This window comes from Amycolatopsis sp. NPDC054798 (assembly GCF_053611505.1).
Genome location: NZ_JBSHAM010000025.1, coordinates 26,822 through 51,608 on the forward strand (window position 1 = coordinate 26,822; position 24,787 = coordinate 51,608).

The 24,787-nt window shown below is 69.3% G+C and carries 23 protein-coding genes; 16 read left to right on the top strand and 7 right to left on the bottom strand.

What is annotated here, in order from left to right:
* Positions 1–9 precede the first annotated feature (9 nt).
* Positions 10–1,020 carry a 4-hydroxy-3-methylbut-2-enyl diphosphate reductase gene (locus ACWGIC_RS17720; RefSeq protein ID WP_167545280.1) on the bottom strand — a complete coding sequence of 337 codons (1,011 nt, stop codon included), beginning with the start codon at positions 1,018–1,020 and terminating at the stop codon, positions 10–12.
* Between the two features lie 150 nt (positions 1,021–1,170).
* Between ACWGIC_RS17720 and ACWGIC_RS17725 the strand changes: the two genes are divergently transcribed.
* The 7 genes from ACWGIC_RS17725 to ACWGIC_RS17755 all read left to right on the top strand — a co-directional run bounded on the left by ACWGIC_RS17725 (position 1,171) and on the right by ACWGIC_RS17755 (position 6,283).
* Complete coding sequence (locus ACWGIC_RS17725) at positions 1,171–1,812, top strand: lipid droplet-associated protein (RefSeq protein WP_452077009.1); 642 nt, start codon at positions 1,171–1,173, stop codon at positions 1,810–1,812.
* Positions 1,809–3,074: an exodeoxyribonuclease VII large subunit gene (xseA, locus tag ACWGIC_RS17730; RefSeq protein WP_452077010.1), complete on the top strand. Its 1,266-nt coding sequence runs from the start codon at positions 1,809–1,811 to the stop codon at positions 3,072–3,074. Before ACWGIC_RS17725 ends, xseA begins: the two co-directional genes overlap by 4 nt.
* Positions 3,074–3,463 carry a hypothetical protein gene (locus ACWGIC_RS17735; RefSeq protein WP_452077071.1) on the top strand — a complete coding sequence of 130 codons (390 nt, stop codon included), beginning with the start codon at positions 3,074–3,076 and terminating at the stop codon, positions 3,461–3,463. Before xseA ends, ACWGIC_RS17735 begins: the two co-directional genes overlap by 1 nt.
* A gap of 291 nt (positions 3,464–3,754) precedes the next feature.
* Positions 3,755–4,054, top strand: a complete 300-nt coding sequence (locus ACWGIC_RS17740; RefSeq protein ID WP_452077011.1) for a hypothetical protein — start codon at positions 3,755–3,757, stop codon at positions 4,052–4,054.
* A gap of 75 nt (positions 4,055–4,129) precedes the next feature.
* Positions 4,130–4,354 (top strand): exodeoxyribonuclease VII small subunit, encoded by a 225-nt coding sequence (locus tag ACWGIC_RS17745; protein ID WP_037367840.1) that lies wholly within the window; start codon positions 4,130–4,132, stop codon positions 4,352–4,354.
* An 89-nt stretch (positions 4,355–4,443) separates the two neighbouring features.
* A complete protein-coding gene (gene glpX / locus ACWGIC_RS17750; protein ID WP_452077012.1) occupies positions 4,444–5,502 on the top strand; it encodes a class II fructose-bisphosphatase in 1,059 nt (352 codons plus the stop codon).
* A 19-nt stretch (positions 5,503–5,521) separates the two neighbouring features.
* Complete coding sequence (locus ACWGIC_RS17755) at positions 5,522–6,283, top strand: S1 family peptidase (protein ID WP_452077013.1); 762 nt, start codon at positions 5,522–5,524, stop codon at positions 6,281–6,283.
* Positions 6,284–6,524: 241 nt separating this feature from the next.
* On the opposite strand, the gene ACWGIC_RS17760 is transcribed toward ACWGIC_RS17755, so the two are convergent.
* Positions 6,525–7,496 (bottom strand): NAD(P)/FAD-dependent oxidoreductase, encoded by a 972-nt coding sequence (locus ACWGIC_RS17760; protein ID WP_452077014.1) that lies wholly within the window; start codon positions 7,494–7,496, stop codon positions 6,525–6,527.
* Positions 7,497–7,608: 112 nt separating this feature from the next.
* Between ACWGIC_RS17760 and ACWGIC_RS17765 the strand changes: the two genes are divergently transcribed.
* Positions 7,609–9,006: a class II fumarate hydratase gene (locus tag ACWGIC_RS17765; RefSeq protein WP_452077015.1), complete on the top strand. Its 1,398-nt coding sequence runs from the start codon at positions 7,609–7,611 to the stop codon at positions 9,004–9,006.
* A 3-nt stretch (positions 9,007–9,009) separates the two neighbouring features.
* Here the strand turns inward: ACWGIC_RS17765 and ACWGIC_RS17770 are convergent, their stop codons facing one another.
* A complete protein-coding gene (locus ACWGIC_RS17770; protein ID WP_452077016.1) occupies positions 9,010–9,909 on the bottom strand; it encodes a DMT family transporter in 900 nt (299 codons plus the stop codon).
* Between the two features lie 87 nt (positions 9,910–9,996).
* On the opposite strand from ACWGIC_RS17770, the gene pdxR reads away from it, so the two are divergent.
* The 5 genes from pdxR (at position 9,997) to ACWGIC_RS17795 (ending at position 16,958) form a co-directional block, all read left to right on the top strand.
* Complete coding sequence (pdxR, locus tag ACWGIC_RS17775; RefSeq protein ID WP_452077017.1) at positions 9,997–11,358, top strand: MocR-like pyridoxine biosynthesis transcription factor PdxR; 1,362 nt, start codon at positions 9,997–9,999, stop codon at positions 11,356–11,358.
* 90 nt (positions 11,359–11,448) lie between these two features.
* Positions 11,449–13,134, top strand: a complete 1,686-nt coding sequence (locus ACWGIC_RS17780; RefSeq protein ID WP_452077018.1) for a PstS family phosphate ABC transporter substrate-binding protein — start codon at positions 11,449–11,451, stop codon at positions 13,132–13,134.
* Between the two features lie 69 nt (positions 13,135–13,203).
* The gene (locus tag ACWGIC_RS17785) at positions 13,204–14,757 is read left to right on the top strand and encodes an ATP-dependent DNA ligase (RefSeq protein WP_452077019.1); all 1,554 of its coding nucleotides are present in this window, start codon (positions 13,204–13,206) and stop codon (positions 14,755–14,757) included.
* Positions 14,758–14,887: 130 nt separating this feature from the next.
* A complete protein-coding gene (locus ACWGIC_RS17790) occupies positions 14,888–16,189 on the top strand; it encodes a S53 family peptidase (protein ID WP_452077020.1) in 1,302 nt (433 codons plus the stop codon).
* Positions 16,190–16,310: 121 nt separating this feature from the next.
* Positions 16,311–16,958 (top strand): Pr6Pr family membrane protein, encoded by a 648-nt coding sequence (locus ACWGIC_RS17795; protein WP_452077021.1) that lies wholly within the window; start codon positions 16,311–16,313, stop codon positions 16,956–16,958.
* Here the strand turns inward: ACWGIC_RS17795 and ACWGIC_RS17800 are convergent.
* Entirely contained in the window at positions 16,918–18,138 is a 1,221-nt protein-coding gene (locus tag ACWGIC_RS17800) for an NADH:flavin oxidoreductase/NADH oxidase family protein (RefSeq protein WP_452077022.1), read from the bottom strand. The genes ACWGIC_RS17795 and ACWGIC_RS17800 overlap by 41 nt on opposite strands.
* A 94-nt stretch (positions 18,139–18,232) precedes the next feature.
* Between ACWGIC_RS17800 and ACWGIC_RS17805 the strand changes: the two genes are divergently transcribed.
* The gene (locus ACWGIC_RS17805; RefSeq protein WP_452077023.1) at positions 18,233–18,856 is read left to right on the top strand and encodes an MBL fold metallo-hydrolase; all 624 of its coding nucleotides are present in this window, start codon (positions 18,233–18,235) and stop codon (positions 18,854–18,856) included.
* Between the two features lie 344 nt (positions 18,857–19,200).
* On the opposite strand, the gene ACWGIC_RS17810 is transcribed toward ACWGIC_RS17805, so the two are convergent.
* On the bottom strand, positions 19,201–19,668 hold the full coding sequence (locus ACWGIC_RS17810; protein ID WP_452077024.1) for a DUF309 domain-containing protein: 468 nt from the start codon (positions 19,666–19,668) through the stop codon (positions 19,201–19,203).
* Between the two features lie 67 nt (positions 19,669–19,735).
* Here ACWGIC_RS17810 and guaB1 point away from each other — a divergent pair, with 67 nt between their 5' ends.
* The gene (gene guaB1, locus ACWGIC_RS17815; RefSeq protein WP_452077025.1) at positions 19,736–21,175 is read left to right on the top strand and encodes a GMP reductase; all 1,440 of its coding nucleotides are present in this window, start codon (positions 19,736–19,738) and stop codon (positions 21,173–21,175) included.
* A gap of 417 nt (positions 21,176–21,592) precedes the next feature.
* Here guaB1 and ACWGIC_RS17820 read toward each other — a convergent pair whose 3' ends face one another.
* Positions 21,593–22,879, bottom strand: coding sequence for a PhoH family protein (locus ACWGIC_RS17820; protein WP_452077072.1), 1,287 nt, complete (start codon positions 22,877–22,879; stop codon positions 21,593–21,595).
* Between the two features lie 735 nt (positions 22,880–23,614).
* On the opposite strand from ACWGIC_RS17820, the gene ACWGIC_RS17825 reads away from it, so the two are divergent.
* Positions 23,615–23,863, top strand: coding sequence for a hypothetical protein (locus ACWGIC_RS17825; RefSeq protein ID WP_452077026.1), 249 nt, complete (start codon positions 23,615–23,617; stop codon positions 23,861–23,863).
* Between the two features lie 109 nt (positions 23,864–23,972).
* Here the strand turns inward: ACWGIC_RS17825 and ACWGIC_RS17830 are convergent, their stop codons facing one another.
* Positions 23,973–24,731, bottom strand: a complete 759-nt coding sequence (locus ACWGIC_RS17830) for an isoprenyl transferase (RefSeq protein WP_452077073.1) — start codon at positions 24,729–24,731, stop codon at positions 23,973–23,975.
* Positions 24,732–24,787: the final 56 nt, after the last annotated feature.

The window sequence follows — 24,787 nt, forward strand, 5'->3', positions numbered from 1 at the left end:
AAAGCAGCCTCAGGACTCGGACTTGACGGCCTTCCGAAGCTCCTTGGGCAACGCGAACGCGATCTTCTCGTTCGCCGTGGTCACCTCGTCGACCTGACCGTACCCACGCTCGGCCAGCCACTTCAGCAGGTCCATCACCAGCACGTCCGGCACCGAGGCCCCCGAGGTCACCCCGACCGTCGAAACGCCCTCCAGCCACGCCTCGTCGACCTCGGACGCGAAGTCGATCAGATGCGAAGCCGACGCACCGGCCTTCAGCGCGACCTCTACCAGCCGCTTCGAGTTCGACGAGTTCTTCGACCCGACGACCAGTACCAGGTCGCACTCCGGGGCCATCGCCTTGACCGCGACCTGGCGGTTGGTGGTGGCGTAACAGATGTCGTCGCTGGGCGGGTCGGCCAAGGTCGGGAAGCGGTCGCGCAACTGGTCGACGCGTTCCATCGTCTCGTCCACCGACAGGGTGGTCTGCGACAGCCAGATCACCTTCGACGGATCGCGCACGTCGACCTTGTCGACGTCCTCGGGCTTGTCGACCAGCTGCACCTTGTCCGGTGCCTCGCCCGCCGTGCCTTCGACCTCCTCGTGGCCCTCGTGACCGATGAGGAGGATGTCGTAGTCGTCCTTGGCGAACCGGTTGACCTCTTTGTGCACCTTGGTGACCAGAGGGCAGGTCGCGTCGATGGTGCGCAGGTTCCGCTCCGCGGCCTCGGCGTGCACCGCGGGCGAGACGCCGTGCGCGGAGAACACCACGAGCGCGCCTTCGGGCACCTCGGACGTCTCGTCGACGAAAATCACGCCGCGTTCGCGCAGGGTGTCGACGACGTGCCGGTTGTGCACGATTTCCTTGCGCACGTACACCGGCGGCCCATACAGCTCGAGCGCCTTCTCGACGGCGACGACCGCGCGGTCAACGCCGGCGCAGTATCCGCGCGGCTTCGCGAGCAGCACGCGTTTGGCGGCGCCGGACCGGGAAATCGTCGGGGTACCGGCGGGTTCGGTTCCGGGACTCGCAGAAGTCATGCCTCCAGGGTACGGGCAGTGCGGATCCGGGGTTGAAGTCCTCGTTCGGATGATGGCGGCGGCCATTCAGGCTGTGCCCGGCGTCACGTCCGGTGCCCCTGGCCACCCGTTCGGTTGGGCAGGACGGCCCTGATACGGCACGCTGGACCCATGAAGCCACTCCCGCTCCCCCTCCGGGTCGCCGCGGGCCTCGCCGTCACCACCGCCGAGCGGGTTCGTGAGCTCCCGAAGCAGCTCACCGGCCTGCCGGTCACCGTCGTGAGCCAGGTGCTGCAGCTGTCCATGCGCGTCCAGCAGCAGGTCACCGAGCTGGCCATCAAGGGCGACGACGCGCTGTCGATGCTGCGTCCCGTCGAGGACACGCCCAGCTGGGCGACGTTCGACGAGGACGCCGAGCCCGAATTCGCCCCGTCCCGGCCCACGCTCGTGCCGGTCAGCGATCTGCCTGACCTGCCCGAGCCGCGCACCAACGGCCACCGCGCGCAGCCGCCGGACCTCGCCGCGGAAACCCTCGACGACCCGTGGGTCGAGGAGACCCGTGCGCTCGCCGAGGACCACCCCGAGGGCGAGAACGACAGCTCCGGCCCGGCCGGCCTGGGCAATTACGACGAGCTGACCCTGCCGCAGCTGCGCGCCCGGCTGCGCCGGTTGACCGTGCCCCAGCTGGAAGAACTGCTGGAGTACGAGAAGTCCCACGCCGACCGCGCGTCGTTCGTCGGCATGCTCGCGCGGCGGATCGGCAACGCGCGCAAGGCCGAGGAACAGCCGGGCGACCCCGCGGAAGGCCAGTGAGCAACGACCCCGCCACCAGCGCGGAGAACCCCTGGCCGGTCCGCACTGTCGCGCGCAAGATCGGCGACTGGGTCCACCGGCTCGGCGACGTCTGGGTCGAAGGCCAGGTCACGCAGATGAACGCGCGGCCCGGCACGCAGACCGCGTTCCTGACCCTGCGCGACCCGTCCGCGGACGTCTCGATGTCCGTGACCTGTCCGATGTGGCTGGTGCGCGAACTGCCGACCCCGCTGCGCGAAGGCGACCGGGTGGTCATCCACGCCAAGCCGTCGTTCTTCTTCGGCCGCGGCACGCTGAGCCTGCGCGCGGACCAGATCCGTGCGGTCGGCATCGGCGAACTGCTCGCACGGATCGAACGGCTGCGCAAGCTGCTGGCCGCCGAAGGCATGTTCGCCCGCGAGCGGAAACGGCCGATTCCCTTTCTGCCCAAGGGAATCGGGCTGATCACCGGACGCGCGTCAGCGGCCGAGCGGGACGTGTTGGCGAACGCGCAGGCGCGTTGGCCGCACGTGTTGTTCAAGGTGTTGAACACCGCTGTGCAGGGTTCGCAGGCCGTGCCGCAAATCCTCCGCGCACTGTCCATATTGGACAAAGATCCGGACGTCGACGTGATCGTCATCGCCCGCGGCGGCGGCAGCGTCGAGGATCTGCTGCCGTTCTCCGACGAAGCGCTGTGCCGGGCGGTCGCGGCCGCGGGCACGCCGATCGTCAGCGCCATCGGGCACGAGCCGGACACCCCGCTGCTCGATCACGTCGCGGACCTGCGCTGCTCCACCCCGACCGACGCGAGCAAGCGCATCGTGCCGGACGTCCGCGAGGAAACCGCGCGGGTGCGGCAGATGCGCGACCGCGGCCGTCGCGCGCTGCACGGCTGGGTCGACCGGGAGACGCGGCTGCTGACCCAGCTGCGCAGCCGTCCGTCGCTGGCCGATCCGCTAGGCCCGATCGACCGCCGCCTCAGCGACGTCGAAATGCATCGCGAACGCGGCCGTCGCGCGATGCTCGGCCTGCTCGCCAAGGACCAGGCCGAGGTCGCGAACGCGCGGGGCAGGCTGACCGCGCTCGGCCCGGCCGCCACGATGGCGCGCGGCTATGCCGTCGTCCAGTTCGCTGATTCCGAAGGCAACCTCCACGTGCTCCGCTCCGTCTCCCAGATCGAGGACGGAGCGCAGCTGCGCGTACGGGTCGCCGACGGGGCGGTCCACACGGTGGCCGAATCCGTCGAGCCGACGACACCCGTACCGGAAGGAGACCGGCCGTGATGCACCGGGCCCCGGCGTTCCTCCCGCTCACGGTGGACGCCGCCGCCCGGCTCAACGCCGGTCTCCTGCTGCGGCAGGCCCTGGTCACCGACCGCGCCGCCGACGAATGCTGGACGGCCCTGCTCGCCGGCTGCGGCACCGCGGCCCGGCGCGGGCTGGCCCCGCAGCTCAGGCGGCTGTCCGAGGCGACGTCCGAGCACGTCGGCGTCCGGTGGTGGTTCGCCGAAGGAACCGGACATCGGCGGCGGGTGGCGAGCGCGCAGGAGAACCTCGAGGACGCTATCGCGGACGGTGACGGGCAGGAGTTCGCGCTGGCGTTCGTCGGGTACGACCACGCGATGGCGAGTGCGGTGGTCGCTTGCCCGCAGCGGGCGCATTTGCGCCGTTGACAATTGATCGAGCTAAGCCCAGCGGCACGTCACCCGATGTAACAATCAGAGTGGTCAACACGTCTATTCGCTCATTCACGACGAAGAGAGCGAGGCAGGACGATGACAGCCGACCCGGGCGCATACCCTCAGCCGATTCCAGCCCCACCGCCGCCTACGCCGAGTCGTGCCAAGCTACTTCTCTGGATCGGCGGCCCGGTCGTCTTGGCTAGTGCACTCGCCGCGGTCCTGATCGCCGTGTTCGGGGCGAGCACGGGGCCGCTCAGCGGCACTTTGTCCCTCCGGTGCGATATGCAATGCACCAGGTCCGCTGCCGACGGGTACGACGGCTACCGCGACATCAGCGACGGCGCTCAAGTAACCCTCGTAGACGAGACTGGCCGGGTCGTCGCTACCACAGCTTTACACCGCAGCGGCGGCCCAACCGACATCGTTGACGGCGTCTGGGTGCGGACCTTCACCTTCGAATTCGCCGAGGTACCGAGCGCCGAGCGCTACGGCGTGCACGTCGGCAACGACCATCGCGGCACCATGTGGAAAGACGCGGACGACGCCGAGCGCAATGGCTGGCAACTGAACCTAGGAGACTGACCGAGCCTCCCCGGGAATGTCGGCCGAGCGCGGTACTCTGCGCGAACAGCCCCGTGCACCACAAGGTCGGAGAACGTGAGCGAAGCAGATACCGCCGGACTCGGTTACGAGCAGGCCCGCGATCAGCTCGTCGAGGTCGTGAAGGAACTCGAAGCCGGCGGGCTTTCCCTGGAGCAGTCGCTCGAACTCTGGGAGAAGGGCGAGCGGCTCGCCAAGGTGTGCGAACGACATCTGGAGGGCGCTCGCGAGCGGATCGAGGCCGCACTGGCCTCGGTGGAGACCGACGACGACACAGAGTGACGTGCACCATGCGTTGCTGAATCGGTCAGGTGGTCTAGGGATCTGACAGACTGGGCACCCGCTGACGAACCGTGTTCCGGGAGGCCACCATGACCACCGCCAGTGACCGCAGCCGACGCGAAGCGCCTGATCGCAACCTCGCCATGGAACTGGTGCGGGTGACCGAGGCAGCCGCGATGGCGGCTGGCCGCTGGGTCGGCCGAGGCGACAAGATCGGCGGCGACGGGGCTGCCGTCGACGCGATGCGCCAGCTCGTCTCCACCGTCTCGATGCGCGGCGTCGTCGTCATCGGCGAGGGCGAGAAGGACGAAGCGCCGATGCTGTTCAACGGCGAAGAAGTCGGCAACGGCGACGGCCCGGACTGCGACGTCGCGGTCGACCCGGTCGACGGCACCACGCTCATGGCGAAGGGCATGCCGAACGCGCTGGCCGTGCTCGCCGTCGCCGAACGCGGCGCGATGTTCGATCCCTCCGCGGTGTTCTACATGGAGAAGCTGGCCGTCGGCCCGGACGCGGCGGGCAAGGTGGACATCTCCGCCCCGGTCGCGGAGAACATCCGGCGCGTGGCGAAGGCGAAGAACTCCAGCGTCAGCGACGTGACGGTCTGCATCCTCGACCGGCCGCGGCACGAGCAGCTGGTCAAAGAGGTCCGCGAGGCGGGAGCCCGGATCCGGTTCATCTCCGACGGCGACGTCGCGGGCGCGATCGCCGCGGCCCGGCCGACCACCGGCGTCGACATGCTGCTCGGCATCGGCGGCACGCCCGAGGGCATCATCGCCGCGTGCGCGATGAAGTGCCTCGGCGGCGAACTGCAGGGCCGGCTGTGGCCGAAGGACGACGCGGAGCGCGAAAAGGCGCTCGCTGCCGGCCACGACCTTGACCGGATCCTGCTCAACGACGACCTGGTCACCGGCGACAACGTGTTCTTCTGCGCGACCGGCGTCACCGACGGCGACCTGCTGCGCGGCGTCCACTATCGGGCGGGCGGCGCGACGACGCAGTCGATCGTCATGCGGTCCAAGTCCGGCACGGTCAGAATGATTGACGGCTACCACCGGCTCGAGAAGCTGCGGGCGTACTCGTCCGTGAACTTCGACGGCAACCTCGACCTCGACGAGGACGAGCGCGTGGTGCCCCCGCTTCCCTGATCTGCCAAGGAGTTTCCCGGTGTCGAAACGGCTGTTCGCGCTGGTGCTGACTGTCCTCATCGGAGTCGCGCTCGGCGCGGGCAGCTCTTCGGCGGCCCCTTCCGCACCGTCGATCGTCGGCGGGACCGACGCGGACCAGCCGTATCCGTTCGCGGTGTCCCTGCACACCTCGGGCGGCGCGCTGTTCTGCGGCGGTTCGCTGATCACGCCGACCTGGGTGGTCACCGCGGCGCACTGCCTGTCCGCGAAGGACCCGGCGACGATCGGGTTGCGCGTGGGCAGCAACGACGCGGAGGAGGGCGGGGAAACTCCGAAGGCGGCGGAATTCGTATTGCATCCGCATTTCAACGCTGAAACGCAAACCGGCGATGTCGGCTTGATCCGGCTGACCGCACCGGTGAAAGCCGCGCCGATCGCGATCGGCGGTTCGGCCGAACCGGGCACTGCGGTCCGGGTAATCGGCTGGGGCCAGACGTGCGCGACCCCGAATTGCGGTCCGGTCTCGAAGTCGCTTCGCCAGCTCGACACTCACCTGATGCCGGGTGAGAAATGCACGTCGACGTTCGACGGAACGTCCGAGCTGTGCACGGAAAGCCCCGGCGGATCCGGTTCGTGCTACGGCGATTCCGGCGGCCCGGAACTGATCCGCGACGGCGACCGGTGGGTGCTGGCCGGGATGGTCAGCCGCCCGGGCAACCGGTCGCCGACGTGCGGATCGGCTCCGTCGATCGCGACCTCGGCGGTGGCGTACCGGCCGTGGATCGCGGAGAAAACCGGCTGATTCAGCCAAGGTCTGCGCAGCGGGAACGACCCTGGCCACGCCGCAATGCGCAGGCAGACTGTTCAGAGGTCGACTTCCTGACCATCTTCGACGCCATGACCAGCACTCTTGTCCTATCGACAGGATCCGAGAGCTTCCTTTCCGGGCTTTATTGAAGACCGCGTACGGGTTCTTTCCATAGGACAAGCAGTGAAGAAAGCGGCTAGTCAGCCTTTCGTTCCGACGAAACTCGACCGAGACATCACTCGACGTTGCTCGAATGCCCCGGGAACAAATGCGCCTCCGGATTCAACGCCACCGCGATATTGTTCACCGCCGTAGCCGCCTCCCCGAAGCCGGTCGCGATCAGCTTCACCTTCCCCGGATAAGCCGCCACGTCCCCAGCCGCGTAAACCCGCGCCCGCGCCGTCGCCATAGTCGAATCCACCGAAATCGCGCGGTGATCGATTTCCAGCCCCCAGCTTTCGATCGGCCCTAAATCCGCGGTGAATCCCAGCGCCGCGACCACAGCGTCCGCACGCAGCTGCTCACCCGCGCCGCCCTTCACCGTCACGTCGACCGCCGTCAGTGAGCCGTCCGGGGCTTCGACGAACCGGGACACCTCCGCGTCCGTGACCAGCCGCACGCCCAGTTCCCGCACCTGCCGCACGATCGATTCGGCGGCCCGGAACTTCGCGCGGCGGTGCACGAGCGTCACGCTCGCCGCGACCGGATGCAGCGCCAGGCACCAGTCGAACGCCGAGTCCCCGCCGCCGACCACGACGACGTGCTGGCCGGCGTGGACCGCGAGCGACGGGACGAAATGGACCATCCCGTGGCCGAGCCAGCCGTCTCCGGCGGGCAGCGGGCGCGGGGTGAACTCGCCGATGCCCGCGGTGATCAAAACCGCGCCCGCGCGCAGCACGTCGCCGCCGTCGAGGGTCAGCTCCAGGCCGCCGTCGACGCTCTCCAGCTTTTCCGCTTTGCGGCCGAGCAGGTAGTCCGGCTTCCACGGCGCCGCCTGGTCCACGAGACCCTGCACGAGATCCCGGCCGCGGATCGCGGGGAACCCGCCGACGTCGTAGATCATCTTCTCCGGGTACATCGCGGTGACCTGGCCGCCCGGTTCGGGCAGCGAATCGACTACAGCCATCGAAAGGCCGCGGAATCCCGCGTAGTAGGCGGCGAAGAGGCCGGTGGGTCCGGCTCCGATGACGACGAGGTCGTAATCCATGAGGCTCGCTCCATGCCAGTGGTGGGCGGCGGTGATCGAGAACACAACCGAGCCTACCGGGGTGGGCGACAACACCCGGCCGGTTGCGCGAATCGGGGCCAGAATCGGGGGTATGGCTGAACAGGAATACCGGATCGAACACGACACGATGGGTGAGGTCCGCGTCCCGGTCGACGCGCTCTACCGCGCGCAGACGCAGCGTGCCGTGGAGAACTTCCCCATCTCCGGCCGCGGTCTCGAGCGCGCCCAGATCCGCGCGCTGGGCCTGTTGAAGGCCGCCGCCGCCCGCGTGAACGCGCGTCTTGGCGTCCTGGACGCCGACGTCGCCGACGCGATCGCGAAGGCCGCCGACGAGGTCGCCGAGGGCCGCCACGACGAGCACTTCCCGATCGACGTTTTCCAGACCGGCTCGGGCACGTCGTCCAACATGAACGCGAACGAGGTCATCGCGACGCTGGCGACCCGCGCGCTCGGCCGCGACGTGCATCCGAACGACCACGTCAACGCGTCGCAGTCGTCCAACGACACGTTCCCGACGACGATCCACGTCGCTGCCACCGAGGCCGTCCTCACCGACGTCGTCCCGGCGCTGGAGCATCTCGCCGGCGCGATCGAGGCGCGCGCCGAGGAGTGGCAGGACGTCGTCAAGTCCGGCCGCACGCACCTGATGGACGCCGTGCCGATCACGCTCGGCCAGGAGGCGGGCGCGTGGGCCGCGCAGATCCGGTTCGGCATCGAGCGGCTGCAGTCCGGTCTGCCGCGGCTGGGCGAACTGCCGATCGGCGGCACCGCGGTCGGCTCGGGACTCAACGCGCCCGACGGCTTCGGCGCGGCAGTGTCGGCCGAGCTGGCGCAGATCACCGGGTTGCCGCTCACCGAGGCACGCAACCACTTCGAGGCGCAGGCGACGCAGGACAGCGTCGTCGAGACCTCCGGGCACCTGCGCACGGTCGCGGTGTCGCTGAACAAGATCGCGAACGACCTGCGCTGGCTGGGTTCCGGCCCGCGCACCGGGCTGGCCGAGCTGGCCTTGCCGGACCTCCAGCCGGGTTCGTCGATCATGCCGGGCAAGGTCAACCCGGTCATTCCGGAGGCGACGCTGCAGGTCGTCGCGCAGGTCGTCGGCAACGACGCGGCGGTCGCGTTCGCCGGCGCGGCGGGCAACTTCCAGCTCAACGTGAACCTGCCGGTCATCGCGCGCAACGTGCTCGAATCGGCGCGGCTGCTCGCCGCTGTCTCGCGGTTGCTGGCGGACAAGGTGTTCGCCGGGGTCACCGCGAACGCCGAGCGCGCGCGGCAGTACGCCGAGGGGTCGCCCTCGATCGTCACGCCGCTCAACAAGTACATCGGCTACGAGGAAGCGGCTGCGGTGGCGAAGCAGGCGCTCAAGGAACTCAAGACGATCCGCGAGGTCGTGCTGGAACGCGGGTACGTCCGCGACGGCAAGCTCACCGAAGCGCAGCTGGACGAAGCACTTGACGTGCTGCGGATGGCTCGCGGCGGGAAGTAGCGCTCAGCAGGTCGTAGCGGCTCGTTCGGGCAGTTCCGGGCGAGCCGCTTCGCGTTTCCACAGTCCACATGCGACTCCCGCAGCGACCAGCGTGACCCCGGCCAGGTCCGCCAGCTCGAACCGTTGCGCGCCGATCAACACAGCCACAGCCAGTCCGGACACCGGCATCAGCCCGATCAACACCCCCGCCCGGTCCGCGCCCAGCTCCACGACGCAGCTGTACCAGAGCACGAAAGCCACCGCGGTCACCACGACGGCCAGCAACAGCAACGCGACGAGTTCGCGCCCGTTCGGCCACCGCCAGGCTCCGGCTGGATCCACTACCGTCCCGACCACGGAACCGCTTACGGCGGCGGTAAAACAGCCCCACGTCGAGGTACCCAACGGGCCAAGCCGACGCAGCAATCCCACCGCGAGCAGCGTGAACGACGCTTCGCACAACATCGCCAGCGCGGCCAGCAACAACCCTGGCGCAGAGGCGGATCCGCCGCCGGACAGCACCACGATGCCGAGCCCAGCCAGTACTGACCCGACGACCGGGGCAGCCGACGGACGGCGGCCGTCGAGCATCGGCGCGATCAACGCGAGCACGAGCGGGCTGGCCCCGAGAAACGCCGCTACCGCACTGGGTTCCGCGTAGCGCTGTGCCAGCAGCAGGCAGGCTTGGAACCCGATCATCCCGGTCGCGGCGAGGCCGAGCAGGGTAGGCAGATCGCCGAGTTTCGGCCGGGGCAGCGGACTGCGCGTGACCTTCGCCCAGATCAACAGCAGAACACCGCCCAGCGCGTACCGCAACGCCTGCCCGGTGATCACCGGATATCCGTCCAGCATGCCGGTGACCGGCACCGATCCGCCGACCAGCACCGCGCCGGCCACCCCTGAAAGCACCATCGACCGTTTCACGCCGCTCAGTCTTCAGCGAAGAGTGGTCCAATCAGAAGGACCACTCGACTCTGGCCTAACTGGACCACTTCGCCGTACTGTCGGGTCGTGGAAACCATCCGGGAGCTGCTGTTGCCCGCTGCCGCCGGAGGACGGCGGGGCCGCGCCGTCGAGGCCGCGTTGCGCGACGCGATCCGCACCGGACGGCTGGCCGTCGGCACCCGGCTGCCGTCGAGCCGCGATCTCGCCCGCCAGCTCGGGGTCGCGCGCGGCACCGTCACCGCGCTGTACGAGCAGCTCACCGCCGAGGGTTACCTGCTGAGCAAGCACGGTTCGGGCACTCGCGTCGCGCCGATCGACGGTACCGCGCCGAATCCTCGGGCCAGCGCAGCGAAATCGCCTGCGTGGGAGTTCAACCTCCGCCCAGGACTGCCCGCGTTGTCGGCGTTCCCTCGGGCCGAATGGCTTGCCGCCGAACGAGAAGCCCTGAACGCCACGCCCGATCTCGGCCTCGGCTACCCCGACCCGACCGGGCATCCGGCGTTGCGTACAGAACTGGCCGCTTACCTCGGACGAGTCCGCGCGTTGCCGACTCATCCGGACGACATCGTGATCACCAGCGGAGCCGCGGAAGCGTTGTCGCTGCTGGCCGACGCCCTGCCGGACCAGCGCATCGCCGTCGAGGACCCGAGTCACCACGGGCAAGCGAACCTGCTGCGCGACCACGGGCTCCGTCCGGTCGGAATCCCGGTCGACGACAAAGGCATCGACGTCGACGCACTGTCCACTTCAGACTGCTCGATCGTGCTGGTGACCGCCGCGCACCAGTTCCCGCTCGGTGTCGCGTTGCATCCGGAACGCCGGCGGCAACTGCTGGCCTGGGCGGCGGAAACCGGCGGGCTCATCCTGGAAGACGACTACGACGCCGAGCATCGCTACGACCGTCCCGCGCTGGGCGCGATGCGCGCGCTCGCACCGGATCACGTCGCGTACATCGGCAGCGTCAGCAAGGTGCTCGCGCCGGCGTTGCGGATCGGCTGGCTCATTCCGCCGCGGCGCCTGCGCGACGCCGTGGCCAGGGTCAAGGAAATGCACGACCTCGGCTGCCCGCCGCTCCCGCAAGCCGCGCTCGCGCAGCTGATCGCCACCGGCGGTTACGACCGGCATCTGCGCCGCACTCGACGGCTGTACCGCGCCCGGCGCGACGCGCTCATCGAAGCCCTCGCTCAGCGGTTGCCGCAGTGGCAGCCGGTCGGGATCGCCGCCGGACTGCACCTGGTCGTCCGGCTCCCGGACGGCACCGATGACGTACGACTGCAGGAAAAACTCGCCGCGGCAGGCGTACACGCCCCGGCGTTGTCGACTTATTCCCATGCCGCAGGGGGTTATCCGGGTCTCGTGCTCGGATACGCCGCGCTCCCGCCGGACCGGCTCCGCGCCGCCGTGGAGCGGATCGCGTCGGCGGGTTGAACCGCTGGTGAACACCTGGTGCACCGGGGAGGGGTCCCTTGGCTGACGCTTACTGTGGACATTCTCGGGAGCGGCCAGGGGGAGGCAACCGTGAGCTTCGGAGACGTCCTGCGAGCGCTCGCCGAAGTGCTCACGTCCGATCGCGGCATCGTGCCGATCGCGGTCGTCGCGGGCGCGACGATCCTCGCCCCGATCGTCGACCGCTACGTGATCCGCCGCAGGCGCGTCATCTACCGGGAGCTGTACAACTCCAAGATCGGCCTCAACCCGGTCACGCTCAGCGACCAGGAAAACGGTGCGGTGCAAGCGGATCCGGAACTCGTGCGCACGGTGCAGCTGCTGGAACCGCTCAGCGTGGTCGTGATCCGCATCCGCAACACCGGCAGCTTCGACATCGGCCCGGACGACTGGGAACACCCGCTGCAGTTCACCTTCGGCCGGAGGGTGGTGTGGGACGCGCGCGTGTCTGACGCCAAGGACGGTCTGCGTGAAGTGGTCCGAAACGGGCTTGAATTCTTTACTCATGATCAGCCTACGCCGGAATCCGACACCGCGCGACTGTCCGGCGTGCGCGCCCTGTTGTCGCAGCGGCTGTCCGGCTTCCTGCGGCAACCCGACAGCCCGGCCCCGGCCGCGCAGACGCCGCAGTGGCACGGTGTCCGGCTCGAACAGCTTTCGTTGAAGCGAAGGGAAAAGTTCAAGCTCGTCGTCGTGCTGCGCGAACCGGACGACTGGCGGGGCGGGCCGCTGTCCAAAGAACTGGACGTCACCGGACGGCTCAGCGGCGGGCGCATCAAGGACGAACGGAAACAACGCTGGCTGTCGTGGCCGGTGGTCACCGTGGCGATCGGAGTGCTGCTGACCGGCGCGTTGCTGAGCATGCTGCTCGTCGCCGCGTCGCGCGGACCCGCGCCCGGATGCGGCAGCGGAACCCTTGCGGTGCACGGATCCAGTGCGTTCGCGCGGATCATGAAGGACATCGCGACGGAGTACAGCGGACAGTGTCCCGGCGCGACCATCACCACGCAGGCGGTCGGGAGTGTGTCTGCGGTGCGCGAGCTGGGACCGTTGCCAGCAGAACAAAAAGACAGCTTGGCAGTGCTGTCCGACGGCAAGGCCTCCGACGCTGGGCCGGATCTGGTCACGCAACCGGTCGCAGTGCTCGTGTACAGCCTGGTAGTGAACAAATCCGTCGGTCTCGACCACCTGAGCGGCGAGCAGGTGCGCGGCATTTTCAGCGGTAAGTACACCAACTGGTCGCAACTGCGCGAGGGTCCGTCGATCCCGATCCGGGTCGTCGGCCGCGGGCAGGAATCGGGCACGCGCAAGACTTTCGAGGAAAAGGTGCTGGGCGCGGCCGAGCCGGGGCTTTCCTCGGACGACTGCCGGACGCCGATCCGCGCCCCGCGCGCCGCGGTGGTGCGTTGCGAACGCGGCACGACCGACGACCTGCTGCGCGCCGTCGGCGACACCCCCGGCGCCATCGGTTACGCGGACGTGCCGGCGGCCAAGATCGCCGCGGCGAACGGCCAGGTCTCGATGGCGAAACTCGACGATCGCTACCCCGATGCGACCAGCATCGACGCCGGTTATCGCTTCTGGACGGTGGAGTACCTCTACACCAAGGGCGTGCCGGAGAACGATTCGCTGCTGAAGCAGTTCATCGACTATCTGCGCAGCAGCACGGCGCGGGCGGAACTGCAGGACGCAGGGTACACGCCGTGTGTGACGAAACAGGGGCTGCTGGACCAGTACTGCACTCGTCCGGATGCCTGACCAGCTCTTTTTCACCCGGTCGAGGCTGGAGCGGGAGTTTTTGTCGGTGGCGGGGGCGATGATGGCCGGGTGTTGTTCACCGACCTCGTCACCGCCTCCGCCGAACTGGCGGCCACGCGGTCACGGAAAACGAAGATCGCCGTGCTGGCCAGTGTGCTGCGCACGGCCGAACCCGGCGAACTGCCCGCGGTGATCGCGTATCTCACCGGGCAGACCGCGCAGGACCGGCTGGGAGCCGGCTGGCGCACGCTCGCCGACCTCGCCGTCGAACCCGCGGCCGCGCCCGCCGTGTCCGTGGCCGAGGTCGACGTCGCGCTCACGGAGGTCGCGGCCGCGGCGGGCGCGGGTTCGGTGAAGCGGCGGGCGGAGGCGCTCACCGCGCTGTTCTCCCGGTTGACCCGCGCCGAGCAGGAGTTCGTGTTCCGGCTCGTCACTGGGGAGCTGCGGCAAGGCGCACTGGAAGGCGTGATGGTCGACGCGATCGCGGCGGCGGCCGAGGTGGAGGTCGACCAGGTGCGGCGCGCGTTCATGCTGTCCGGGCGGCTGCCGGTCACCGGGCAGACGGCGCTGACCGGGGGCGCGGCGGCGCTCGCGGAGTTCGGCCTCGAACTGGGCCGTCCGGTGCGGCCGATGCTCGCGTCTCCGGCGGAATCGCTGGAGGAAGCCGTGGTGGAGAACGGGAACGCGATCGTCGAGTACAAAATGGACGGTGCGCGGATCCAGGTGCACCGGCGGGGTACGGAAGTCCACGTGTACACGCGCACGCTGCGGGAGATCACCGGCAGCGTAGGCGAATTGGTCGAGCTGGTGCGGGCGCTGCCGTGCGAATCGGTGGTGCTGGACGGCGAAACCCTCGCGCTCACCGACGACGGGCGGCCGCGGCCGTTCCAGGAAACGATGAGCCGGTTCGGCAGCACGCGGGACGAACAGGTGCGGGCGTTGCTGCTGCGGCCGTACTTCTTCGACTGCCTGCATCTGGACGGGGTCGACTTGCTCGACGCGCCCTTGTCCGAACGCAACGAAGCGCTGCGCCGGGTGGCGGGCGAGCACGTGATCCCCGGCTCGGTCCGGCCGGAATCACCGGCCGCGGTGCTCGACGCGGCGATGGACGCCGGGCACGAGGGCGTGATGGTGAAGGACCTCGATTCGATCTACGCCGCCGGACGGCGCGGCCGGGCGTGGCTGAAGGTCAAACCGGTGCACACCATCGACCTGGTGGTGCTGGCGGCGGAATGGGGCCACGGGCGGCGCACCGGGAAACTGTCGAACCTGCACCTCGGCGCGCGTGATCCGGACGGCGGGCCGCCGATCATGGTGGGCAAGACGTTCAAGGGCCTCACCGACGAACTGCTGGCCTGGCAAACCGAGCGGTTCCAGGAGATCGAAACGCACCGTGACCAGTGGACCGTCCACGTGCGACCGGAGACGGTGGTCGAGATCGAACTGGACGGGGCCCAGGTCAGCACGCGGTATCCGGGCGGGCTGGCGCTGCGGTTCGCGCGGGTGGTGCGGTATCGGCCGGACAAGGACCCCGGGGAGGCCGACACCATCGACACCGTTCGCGGGTTGCTGCGCGGCAACCGTCCACCGGGGCCGGCCGGTGCCGAGGAGGCGTCCGGATGATCAGGCACATTACGGACATCGGGCAGTTTTCCCCGCCGTACTCAGGAAAACGCCCGACGAAAGTCGATGTCGCGCCGGTGGCCGCGTGTCCGAGAGTGGGAGCACTGGCCTGCGTCGATAGGAGAAAAGCATGACGTTCCGGGTGAAATCAGCCGTCCGGGGATTCGGGCGGCCGATGACCCTGCTGGCGGGCGTGGCGCTCGCCGCCGCCGTGGTGGCGGCACCGGCCAGTGCCGCGCCAGCACCGCCGCAGCCCTCGCGACACCACTTCTCGGCGGCCGCGCAGTCGTTCGTCGGCGCGACCACTGTGCACGAGCGGGTGGCGCGGCTCAACGCGGCGATGGCCAAGCTGCCGAAGGAAAGCGGCGCGTACAACGCCACGAAGCTGTGGAACCAGGGCATCACCGGCGCCGGGTCCACTGTGGCCACGCTGGTGTCGTTCGGCGACGACAAGGTCAAGCAGGTGCTGGACGAGTATTCGCGACAGCACGGCCTGCCGCCGGCGAACGTCGAGGTGCTGCAGCCGTCCGGTGCGGTGCCCGCGTGCACCGACCCCGGGGTGGACACCGCCACCTGCCAGTCCTGGGGCGGGGAAACCGACCTCGACGTCACGATGATCCACGCGATGGCTCCGGCCGCGAAGATCGTCGTCGCGGCCACCCCGGTCGCCGAGACGCAGGGCTTCGCCGGCCTGCCGGAAATGATGCACGCCGTCGATTACATGACCGAGCATCGCATCGCTGACGTGGTCTCCATGAGCTTCGGCACCACCGAGGAGAACTTCCCGTCGTTCGAGTCGATCAAGACCCTCGACCCGGCGCTGGAGCGGGCGAGCCGGGCGGGCGTCACGCTGATCGCGTCGTCCGGCGACGACGGGCCGACCGGGTCGTACCTGCAGGGCCCTGGCAAGTACCCGTACCGCGTGGCGAGCTGGCCGGCCAGCGACCCGAACGTCACCGCGCTCGGCGGCACCCAGCTGCACCTGGACGCGAACGGCGTCCGCACCCAGCCGGACGACCTGGTCAACGCGGCGGACAACGGGTTCAGCGAGGGGGCCGGCCTGTCGAAGGCGTACGCGCGGCCGTCCTGGCAGAACCGGGTCAAAACGATCACCGGCAGCACGATGCGGGCGTACCCGGACATCAGCATGGAAGGTGTCCAGGGCACGTCGCAGTCGGCGCCGCTGTTCGCCGGTGTGCTGGCGTTGGCGGTGCAGGCCAACCACGGCCGGCTTGGCCAGATCAATCCGGCGCTGTACTCGAAGCTGGGCCCGAAGGGCACCGCGGCCGGGATCGTCGACGTCACCAAGGGCGACAACAGCCAGTACGACGTCGAAGGTTTCAAGGCCGGTCCGGGCTACGACATCGCGAGCGGCTGGGGCACGATCGACGCGTCGGTCTTCGTGCCCGCCTTGGTGAAGGCGGTGCGGTGATGCGGTAGTTCCCAGGCCCGCACGGCGGGCGGGGCGTCCGGGCAAGTTCACCCGGCCCGACACGATCGATCATGGTCGTGTCGGGCCAGCCGGACCACGCCGGAGACGTACTGTCACCGGCATGTCCAAGAACGCACTGGCCCGGTTGTGGTTCGGGGTGACCGCGGTCGTGGTGCTGGCCGCGCTCGTGGTCCAGATCGTCGCGCTGGTGCCGCCGCAAGGCCGGTACGCCAGCTTCGGCGGGCGGGTGGCGAACCTGTTCACCTACTTCACGATCATCTCGAACGTTCTCGTCCTCGTCACCAGTGCGGCTTTCGCTCGCGGACGCGGCAACTCCCCGTTGATGCGCGTGCTGTGGCTCGACGCGCTGGTCGGGATCGTCGTCACCGGTGTCGTCTACCAGGTCGCGCTCGCCGGACTGTACGAACTGCACGGGCTAAGCCTGGCCGCGGACATCTTGCTGCACCGGGTCACTCCGGTGCTGTGCGTGCTCGGCTGGCTGTTTTTCGCCCCGCGCGTGCTGGAATGGCGCACCGTCTGGTGGTCGCTCGTCTACCCCTTGGTGTGGCTGGTTTTCACGCTCGTCCGCGGCGCTATCGACGGCTACTACCCGTACCCATTCGTCAACGCCGACAACCTCGGTTACGGACAGGTCGCGCTGAACTGCCTGCTCATCGGCGTCTTCTTCATCGTGCTCGCCAGCGGTGCCCGGGTCGCCGACCGGCGGCTCACGCGCGTACCCGGCGAAACGCGTTCAGCGGATCGCTGAGCCCGGCTTGGGCGAGCGCCCGCCACGCGCCACGCTTCAGGTCCACTGGTTTGCCCGCGGCGACGCGGTGCATCTGCTGGGTGTGCCACTGAATCTCGAGCAGGCTGTCCGCGAGCCGGATTCCCGTGTGCGGGCACCGCCGTTCGGCTCGCACGTCCTCGCCCGCGAGCAGCCGTCCCGGCAGACCGGGGTCCACAGTGAACGGGCGGCCGATCCCGATCACGTCCAGGGCACCGGATTCCAGCGCCTCCGCCATCCCGGCCGCCGTGGTGAACCCGCCGGTGACCATCAGCGCGACGTCGCTGATCTGCCGGGCTTTCGCCGCGTAGTCCAGGAAATACGCTTCCCGCCGCTGCGTGCTCGCCCGGCCGGAGCCCATCATCACGGCCCGCTCGTACGTGCCGCCGGAAATCTCCAGCAGGTCGATCCCCGCCTCGCCAAGAGCCCGGACCACCTGCAACGATTCGTCCTCGTCGAAGCCGCCGCGCTGGAAATCCGCACTGTTGAGCTTCACCGAGACCGGCACGCGATCCCCGACCGCGCCCCGGACCGCGCGCACCACCTCGAGCAGGAACCGGCTGCGGTCGCGCCCCCACTCGTCGTCGCGACGATTCACCAGCGGCGACAGGAACTGCGAAATCAGGTATCCATGCGCGCCGTGGATCTGGATCCCGGCGAACCCGGCGTCGACGAACGTCCGCGCCGACAACGCGAACCTCGCCACCACCGCTTCGATCTCCTCCCCGGTCAACGCGCGCGGAGCCGCGAACGCCGTCCGCACCCCGCGATCGCCGAACGGCACCGCCGACGGCGCTACCGGCTGCCGCGACAAGTACCGGGGACTCTGCCGGCCAGGGTGGTTGAGCTGCACCCACAACTGCGCGTCGGTCCCGTCCACGGAGTGCGCCCACGCCCGATACGCCGCCGGATCGGGCACGACCGGCACCGCGACGTTGCGCGGTTCGCCGAGAGCCGTGGGATCGACCATCACGTTGCCGGTCACCAGCAGGCCAGCACCCCCGCGCGCCCAGGTCCGGTACAGCTGCGCGAGGTCGTCAGACGGCGCGTTGCGACGGTCGCCAAGCTGCTCGCTGAGCGCCGACTTCGCGATGCGATGCGGCAGCACGGCCCCGCATTGCAGTTTGAGCGGTTCGGCCAGCAGATCCCGGGGGTCGGTCATGAGCGGTCCCGTCGTCGCGGATAACTTACCGCGAGTAAGAATACTCGAAAGTAGATACCGGCGGTATGCCCCGCGGGCCACTAGGGTCTGCGGCATGACGGCCATAGTGCAGAACCTGGTCACGTCGGGCGTGTTCGAGCTCGACGGCGGCAGCTGGGACGTGGACAACAACGTCTGGATCGTCGGCGACGGCGCTGAGGTGATCGTGATCGACGCCGCGCACGACGCGAACGCCATCGCGGACGTAGTCGGAGACCGCACGGTCCGCGCGATCGTGTGCACTCACGCGCACAACGACCACGTCAACGCCGCCCCCGCGCTGGCCGAACGCACCGGCGCGCCGATCCTGCTGCACCCGGCCGACCGTGTCGTCTGGGACCTGACCCACCCGGACCGCGCCCCCGACGGCGACCTGGCCGACGGACAGGTCATCACCGTCGCCGGCACCGACCTCACCGTGCTGCACACCCCCGGCCACGCCCCCGGCGCGATCTGCCTGCACAGCCCCGACCTGGAAGTCCTCTTCACCGGCGACACCCTTTTCCACGGCGGCCCCGGCGCGACCGGCCGGTCGTACTCCGACTACCCCACCATCGTGAAATCCATCCGGGACCGCCTCTTCTCCCTCCCCGACGCGACGATCGTCCGCACCGGCCACGGCGAGGCGACGACAATCGGCAAGGAAAAAGCCGCGTCGGCCGAGTGGCCCGCCGCCTGACCGCCCTTCTCGCCGGGCGGGTCGGCACGCTCGCTGGTCCCGCCCGGCGAGCCTCGACTGCCGAGGCTCGCCCGCAAACGCTTGCGTCTGGCTACAGCAGCTAATTCATTGCTCGTCCACCTCATCGAGGCGAGCCGCCGGATCACCGCGCATCACGACACCGGTCGACCTCACCGCCGAGGACTCGCCCGCCCAACCAGCAGGCCGATTCCCCGCCGCAGCCACCCCGAGCCCAGCCGCCGCACAAGCCGAGCGCCCTCGGTGGCGCAGGCGAAACACCCATGCATCAAGGCCCCGGTCAGCCGAACCAAAACCTCCGCTCGCACCAGTCCCGAAACCCGGACCTACTGAGCCAGCCGAGGAACCTCCGGCACGATCCGAACCCGCTCCCGAGCTTCCGCCGCAAGCGTTTGCGCCCACCGCTGCAACCCGGCCACGTCCACCCCGTGCGGCGGCTCCTCCCGGAACGGCGCGATGTTCTCCGCACCCCGCTCCAGCAGCGCGACCGCCCCGTTCCCGTTCCCCCGCAACGCGTGCGTCAGCCCCACCGCCAGCTGGGCCAGGCCGCGCCACAGCTCGCGCTCCGGCCCGTCCGTCGCCTTCCACGCGTCCTCGAAGACCTCGTGCGCGTGGAACGGACGGCCGGCGTCCAGCAGGTCCTGCGCCTCCGCCAGAGTCTCCGCCGGGGTCCGCTGCACGCCTTCGGGCTGACGCGGCACGCCGTCGGAGCCGTAGGGCAGCGGGCGGCCAAGACCATCACGCGGGCGGGCGTTGCGGGCCCGTCCCTGGTCATCGCGATCACGGCTGTCCACCCGGCCATTGTCCCACGTGCGATGCCGGGTTAGCGTCTCGCGCGCAAGCCACGTAGCCTGGGGACTCGTGCGCTTTCTGGATGGGCACGTGCCCGCTCACGACCTGACCTACGACGACGTGTTCCTGCTGCCGAACCGTTCGGACGTGGAGTCCCGTTTCGGCGTCGACTTGTCCACTGTGGACGGCACTGGCGCGACGATCCCCTTGGTGGTGGCCAACATGACGGCCGTCGCCGGGCGGCGGATGGCCGAGACGGTCGCTCGCCGAGGCGGGCTCGTCGTGCTTCCGCAGGACGTCGACACGGCCGCGGTGGCCGAAATCGTCTCCTGGGTGAAGTCCCGGCACGCCGTCTGGGACACGCCGCTGGTCCTCACCGGCGGCGACGCGGTGGCCGACGCCCTCAACCTGGTGCACAAACGAGCACACGGCGCGGTCGTCATCGTCGACGGCGACGGCAAGCCGGTCGGCATCGTGGACGAGGCCGCCTGCGCTGGTGTCGACCGCTTCGCGCGGCTGGCCGACGTCGCCGAGCCGGCCGTGGTCGCCGTGCCGCTGGACACGCCGCCGCGCGAGGTTTTCGAACTCCTGCACAGCCACGGCGGACGGCTCGCCCTTGGTCTCGACGCCGAAGGTCGCCTGGCCGGCGTCCTCACCGCAGTGGGCGCGCTGCGCTCGGAGATCTACACCCCGGCCGCCGACGCCGACGGGAAGCTGCGCGTCGCCGCCGCAGTCGGCGTGAACGGCGACGTCGCGGCGAAGGCCGAGGCGGTGCTGGCCGCAGGCGTCGACACGCTGGTCGTCGACACCGCGCACGGGCACCAGGAAAAGATGATCGCCGCGCTCAAGGCGGTTCGTTCAGTGTCGCCGAAGGTGCCAGTCGTGGCGGGCAACGTCGTGACCGCCGAAGGCACCCGTGACCTCATCCACGCGGGCGCGGACGTGATCAAGGTCGGCGTCGGACCCGGCGCGATGTGCACCACGCGGATGATGACCGGCGTCGGCCGCCCGCAGTTCTCGGCGGTCGCGGAATGCGCTGCTGCCGCCCGTGAACTGGGCAAACACGTGTGGGCAGACGGCGGTGTGCGGCATCCGCGGGACGTCGCGCTGGCACTGGCCGCGGGCGCGTCGGCGGCGATGGTTGGCTCGTGGTTCGCCGGCACCCACGAATCCCCCGGCGACCTGCGGTACGACGAGCAGGGCCGCCCCTACAAGGAGTCGTTCGGGATGGCGTCGAAGCGCGCCGTCGGAGCCCGCACGCGCACGGACAACGTCTTCGACCGCGCGCGCAAGGCGCTGTTCGAGGAGGGCATCTCCACGTCGCGGATGGCGCTGGACCCGGCCCGGCCTGGCGTCGAGGACCTGATCGACTCGATCTGTTCCGGCGTCCGCTCGTCCTGTACGTACGCGGGTGCGCGCACGCTCGAGGAGTTCCACGAGCGAGCTGTGCTGGGCGTGCAGTCCGCCGCCGGTTTCGCCGAAGGACGGCCGCTGCCCTCAGGCTGGTGACACGTCAGCTCGCCGCGTCCGGCCCTGGGCGCGGCGAGCTGCTTACCGGTCCTCGTAAACACGGATCTCTGCCCAATCAGCTCGCGGTGCCAGGCAGAAGTGATCCCGAGGCAGCCCTCCGCAGAATCTGGGCAGCCACGTCCCGAAGTCGTATTCGAACGACAGCGTGCGTCGACGGCCTTCAGAGTCTTCGGGCGAAGTCAGCTCGACCTCAGCCAGTGGCTCGCAGACAAGCCTGTCGGTCGACTTGAGGAAGCACCACACGAGTTCGACGAGTTCCCTGCACTCGTCGAGGCGAGGCGGCTCCGAATCCTGGTGTTCCACGGCATTCCGGATTCGCATGAGCTTGCCGGTGCAGATCCCGTGAAGAACGGCCCACCGCGATCGCTGCGGCAGGCCGCCCTTCACGGATCTAGATCAGCCGTGGTCCTCCAGCATCTCGGTCACCAGCGCCGCGATCGGCGAGCGCTCCGACCGGGTCAGGGTCACGTGCGCGAACAGCGGGTGTCCCTTCAGCTTCTCGATCACCGCCGAGACGCCGTCGTGCCTGCCGACGCGCAGGTTGTCGCGCTGGGCCACGTCGTGGGTAAGCACCACCCGCGACGCCGAACCCAGCCGGGAAAGCACGGTCAGCAGCACGTTGCGCTCCAGCGACTGCGCCTCGTCCACGATCACGAACGTGTCGTGCAGCGAGCGGCCCCGGATGTGGGTCAGCGGAAGCACTTCGAGCATGCCGCGGTCGAACACCTCGTCCAGCACGTCCTGGCTGACCAGCGCGCCGAGCGTGTCGAACACCGCCTGCGCCCACGGCTGCATTTTCTCGCTCTCGGACCCGGGCAGATAGCCGAGGTCCTGGCCGCCGACCGCGTAGACCGGGCGGAACACCACGACCTTGCGGTGCTGCTGGCGTTCCATCACAGCCTCCAGGCCCGCGCACAGCGCCAGCGCCGATTTGCCGGTGCCCGCGCGGCCGCCGAGCGAGACGATGCCGACGTCGGAGTCCAGCAGCAGGTCGAGCGCCACCCGCTGTTCCGCCGAGCGGCCGTGCAGGCCGAACGCCTCGCGGTCGCCGCGCACCAGCCGCACCCGCTTGTCCGCCGTGACCCGGCCGAGCGCGCTGGAGCTGCCCGCGAGCAGCCGCAGCCCGGTGTGGCACGGCAGTTCGCCCACCTCGCCGAGCCCGAACTCCGCCGGATCCGCCGAACCGCCCGAGAAGAGCGTGTCGATCAGCTCCTGCGGCGCGTCCACGTCCGCCATGCCCGTCCAGCCCGACGGCGTGACCTCCTGTGCCCGGTACTCGTCCGCGGTGAGCCCGACCGCGCCCGCCTTGACCCGCAGCGGGATGTCCTTTGTCACCAGGGTGACCGCCGGCTGCTCGGTGGCGAGGTTGAGCGCGCACGCGAGGATGCGGTGGTCGTTCGAGTCGGTGCGGAAGCCCACCGGGAGAACGGACGGATCGGTGTGGTTCAGCTCCACCTGCAGGGTGCCGCCCTGGTCGCCGATCGGGATCGGGGCGTCGAGCCTGCCGTGCTTGAGCCGGAGGTCGTCCAGCAGCCGGAGGGATTCCCTGGCGAACCAGCCCAGTTCGGAGTGGTGGCGCTTGGCCTCCAGTTCGCTGATCACGACCAGAGGGAGCACCACCGCGTGTTCGGCGAACCGGGTGACCGCCCACGGGTCGGAGAGCAGCACCGACGTGTCGAGCACATAAGTGATGCGTGGGGATTCGGGCGAGATCGAGGCTTTCTCCGGGGCCGAAGCACCGGTCGAAGAACGGCCTGAGGCCTTGCGGGGTGAACGCTGCGCAGTCACGACGGCATCTCCCTCGAGGGCGTGTGCACCCCACGCCCGCACTCGCTGGGCCGGGCACCTCCCTGGCTGGGTCCGCGCTTCCTGACGCTGGCTGCGTCAGGCGGCACGGCCACGAGGGCCGGGTGCCGGCCCCCTCGTGCATCTCGTGGGCGGCTGAGCCGCCCCCTCGATCAACGCCACGACCAGGGCCTCCCGCGAGAACCCGCACGGAACGCGAGTCCTCTATCCCGGAAGGTACCTACGTCCGCCGCGTCGTGCAGGCAGCCACACAGGTGATTCGCCGATTCGTCATCCCACCGTCGGTCGCCCGAAACAGAGCGTCCACAGTGATCACTCAGCGTCACTGGGTCCGGTCATCGAGGGGTCCCCCGGACGAATGATCATGGAAAATTTATCACCGAGTGCAGGCAATTCCCAGGTAAAGGGCCTTGTACCACGGGGCAGACCAGAATGCATTTCGCGTCCTGGACACTGAACCGGACCGAGTGAACTGGGCCCTCAAGCGCTCACACAATGGGCGTACGCACCATTCGCTAGAGGCCATTCGGGGGTAATTTCCTTACTGCGGGACACACCACCGGAACACTCCGGTGCCCCGAATCCCAGTATCTCTACCTAGGAGTGTGCGAAGTGCTGAAGAAGGCTGGAATTGTCGCCGGTGCGGCCGCGGGTCTGATGATGATCGGCGGGACGGCGTTCGCCTCCCCGGCCGCGACCCAGGGCGCTCCGGACCCGACGTTCGGCGACGCCTACGCCACCTTCATCGAAGGCGGCGGCGCGCTGGGCTACGGTGCCGCTTCGGTGATCGCGGGCGCCTACGCCGGCATCGCCACGACGCCGGCGCTGATCGCCCACTCGATGGAGCACCACCACGGCTGAGCCGTCTTGACGCGAAGGCCCCGGAGCCCGGCTCCGGGGCCTTCGCGGCGTCCGCGGCCCGGGTTGACCGGTCCGGCTGGGTGGGTCCGCCGGACCGGTTCTCCGCCGCTCAGGCGCCGAACCGGCGGTGCCGCCAGGCATAGTCGCGCAGAGCGCGGAGAAAGTCGACGCGCCGGAATGCCGGCCAATAAGCCTCGGTGAACCAGAATTCCGAATGCGCGGACTGCCAGAGCAGAAATCCGGAAAGCCGCTGTTCACCGGACGTTCGGATAATCAGATCCGGATCCGGTTGACCGGAAGTGTAGAGATGTTCCGAGATGTGGTCGACATCGAGGATTTTCGCGAGTTCGCGAATCGAAGTGCCCTCGTCGGCGTGCTGCAGGAGAAGTTTGCGGACAGCGTCGGCGATCTCCTGCCGTCCGCCGTAGCCGACCGCGATGTTCACCTCCATGCCCACGTGGTTCTCGGTGCGCGCCACGGCGGCGGTGAGCTTCTGCGCCACCTCGAGCGGCAGCAGGTCGAGCGCGCCGACGATGCGCAGCCGCCACGGAACCTCGGCCCCGGCGAGTTCGTCGGTGACGTCGGTGATGATTTTCAGCAGCGGGGTGAGCTCGTCCGGATCGCGGTTGAGGTTGTCGGTGGACAGCAGCCACATCGTCACGACCTCGACCTCGGCTTCCTGGCACCAGCTGAGGAAGTCGGCGATCTTCTTGGCCCCGGCGCGGTGCCCGTCGGCCACGTCGGTGAACCCGGCTTCACGGGCCCAGCGGCGATTGCCGTCGAGCATGATCGCGATATGCCGGGGATGACGGCCAGCCGACTGCTGGATCAGGCGGCGGCTGTAGATGCTGTAGACAACGTCGGACATGAAGGACCGGAGGCTCACGCCGCCCGAGCGTACGCACCCCTTGTTCAGAGGTGTGA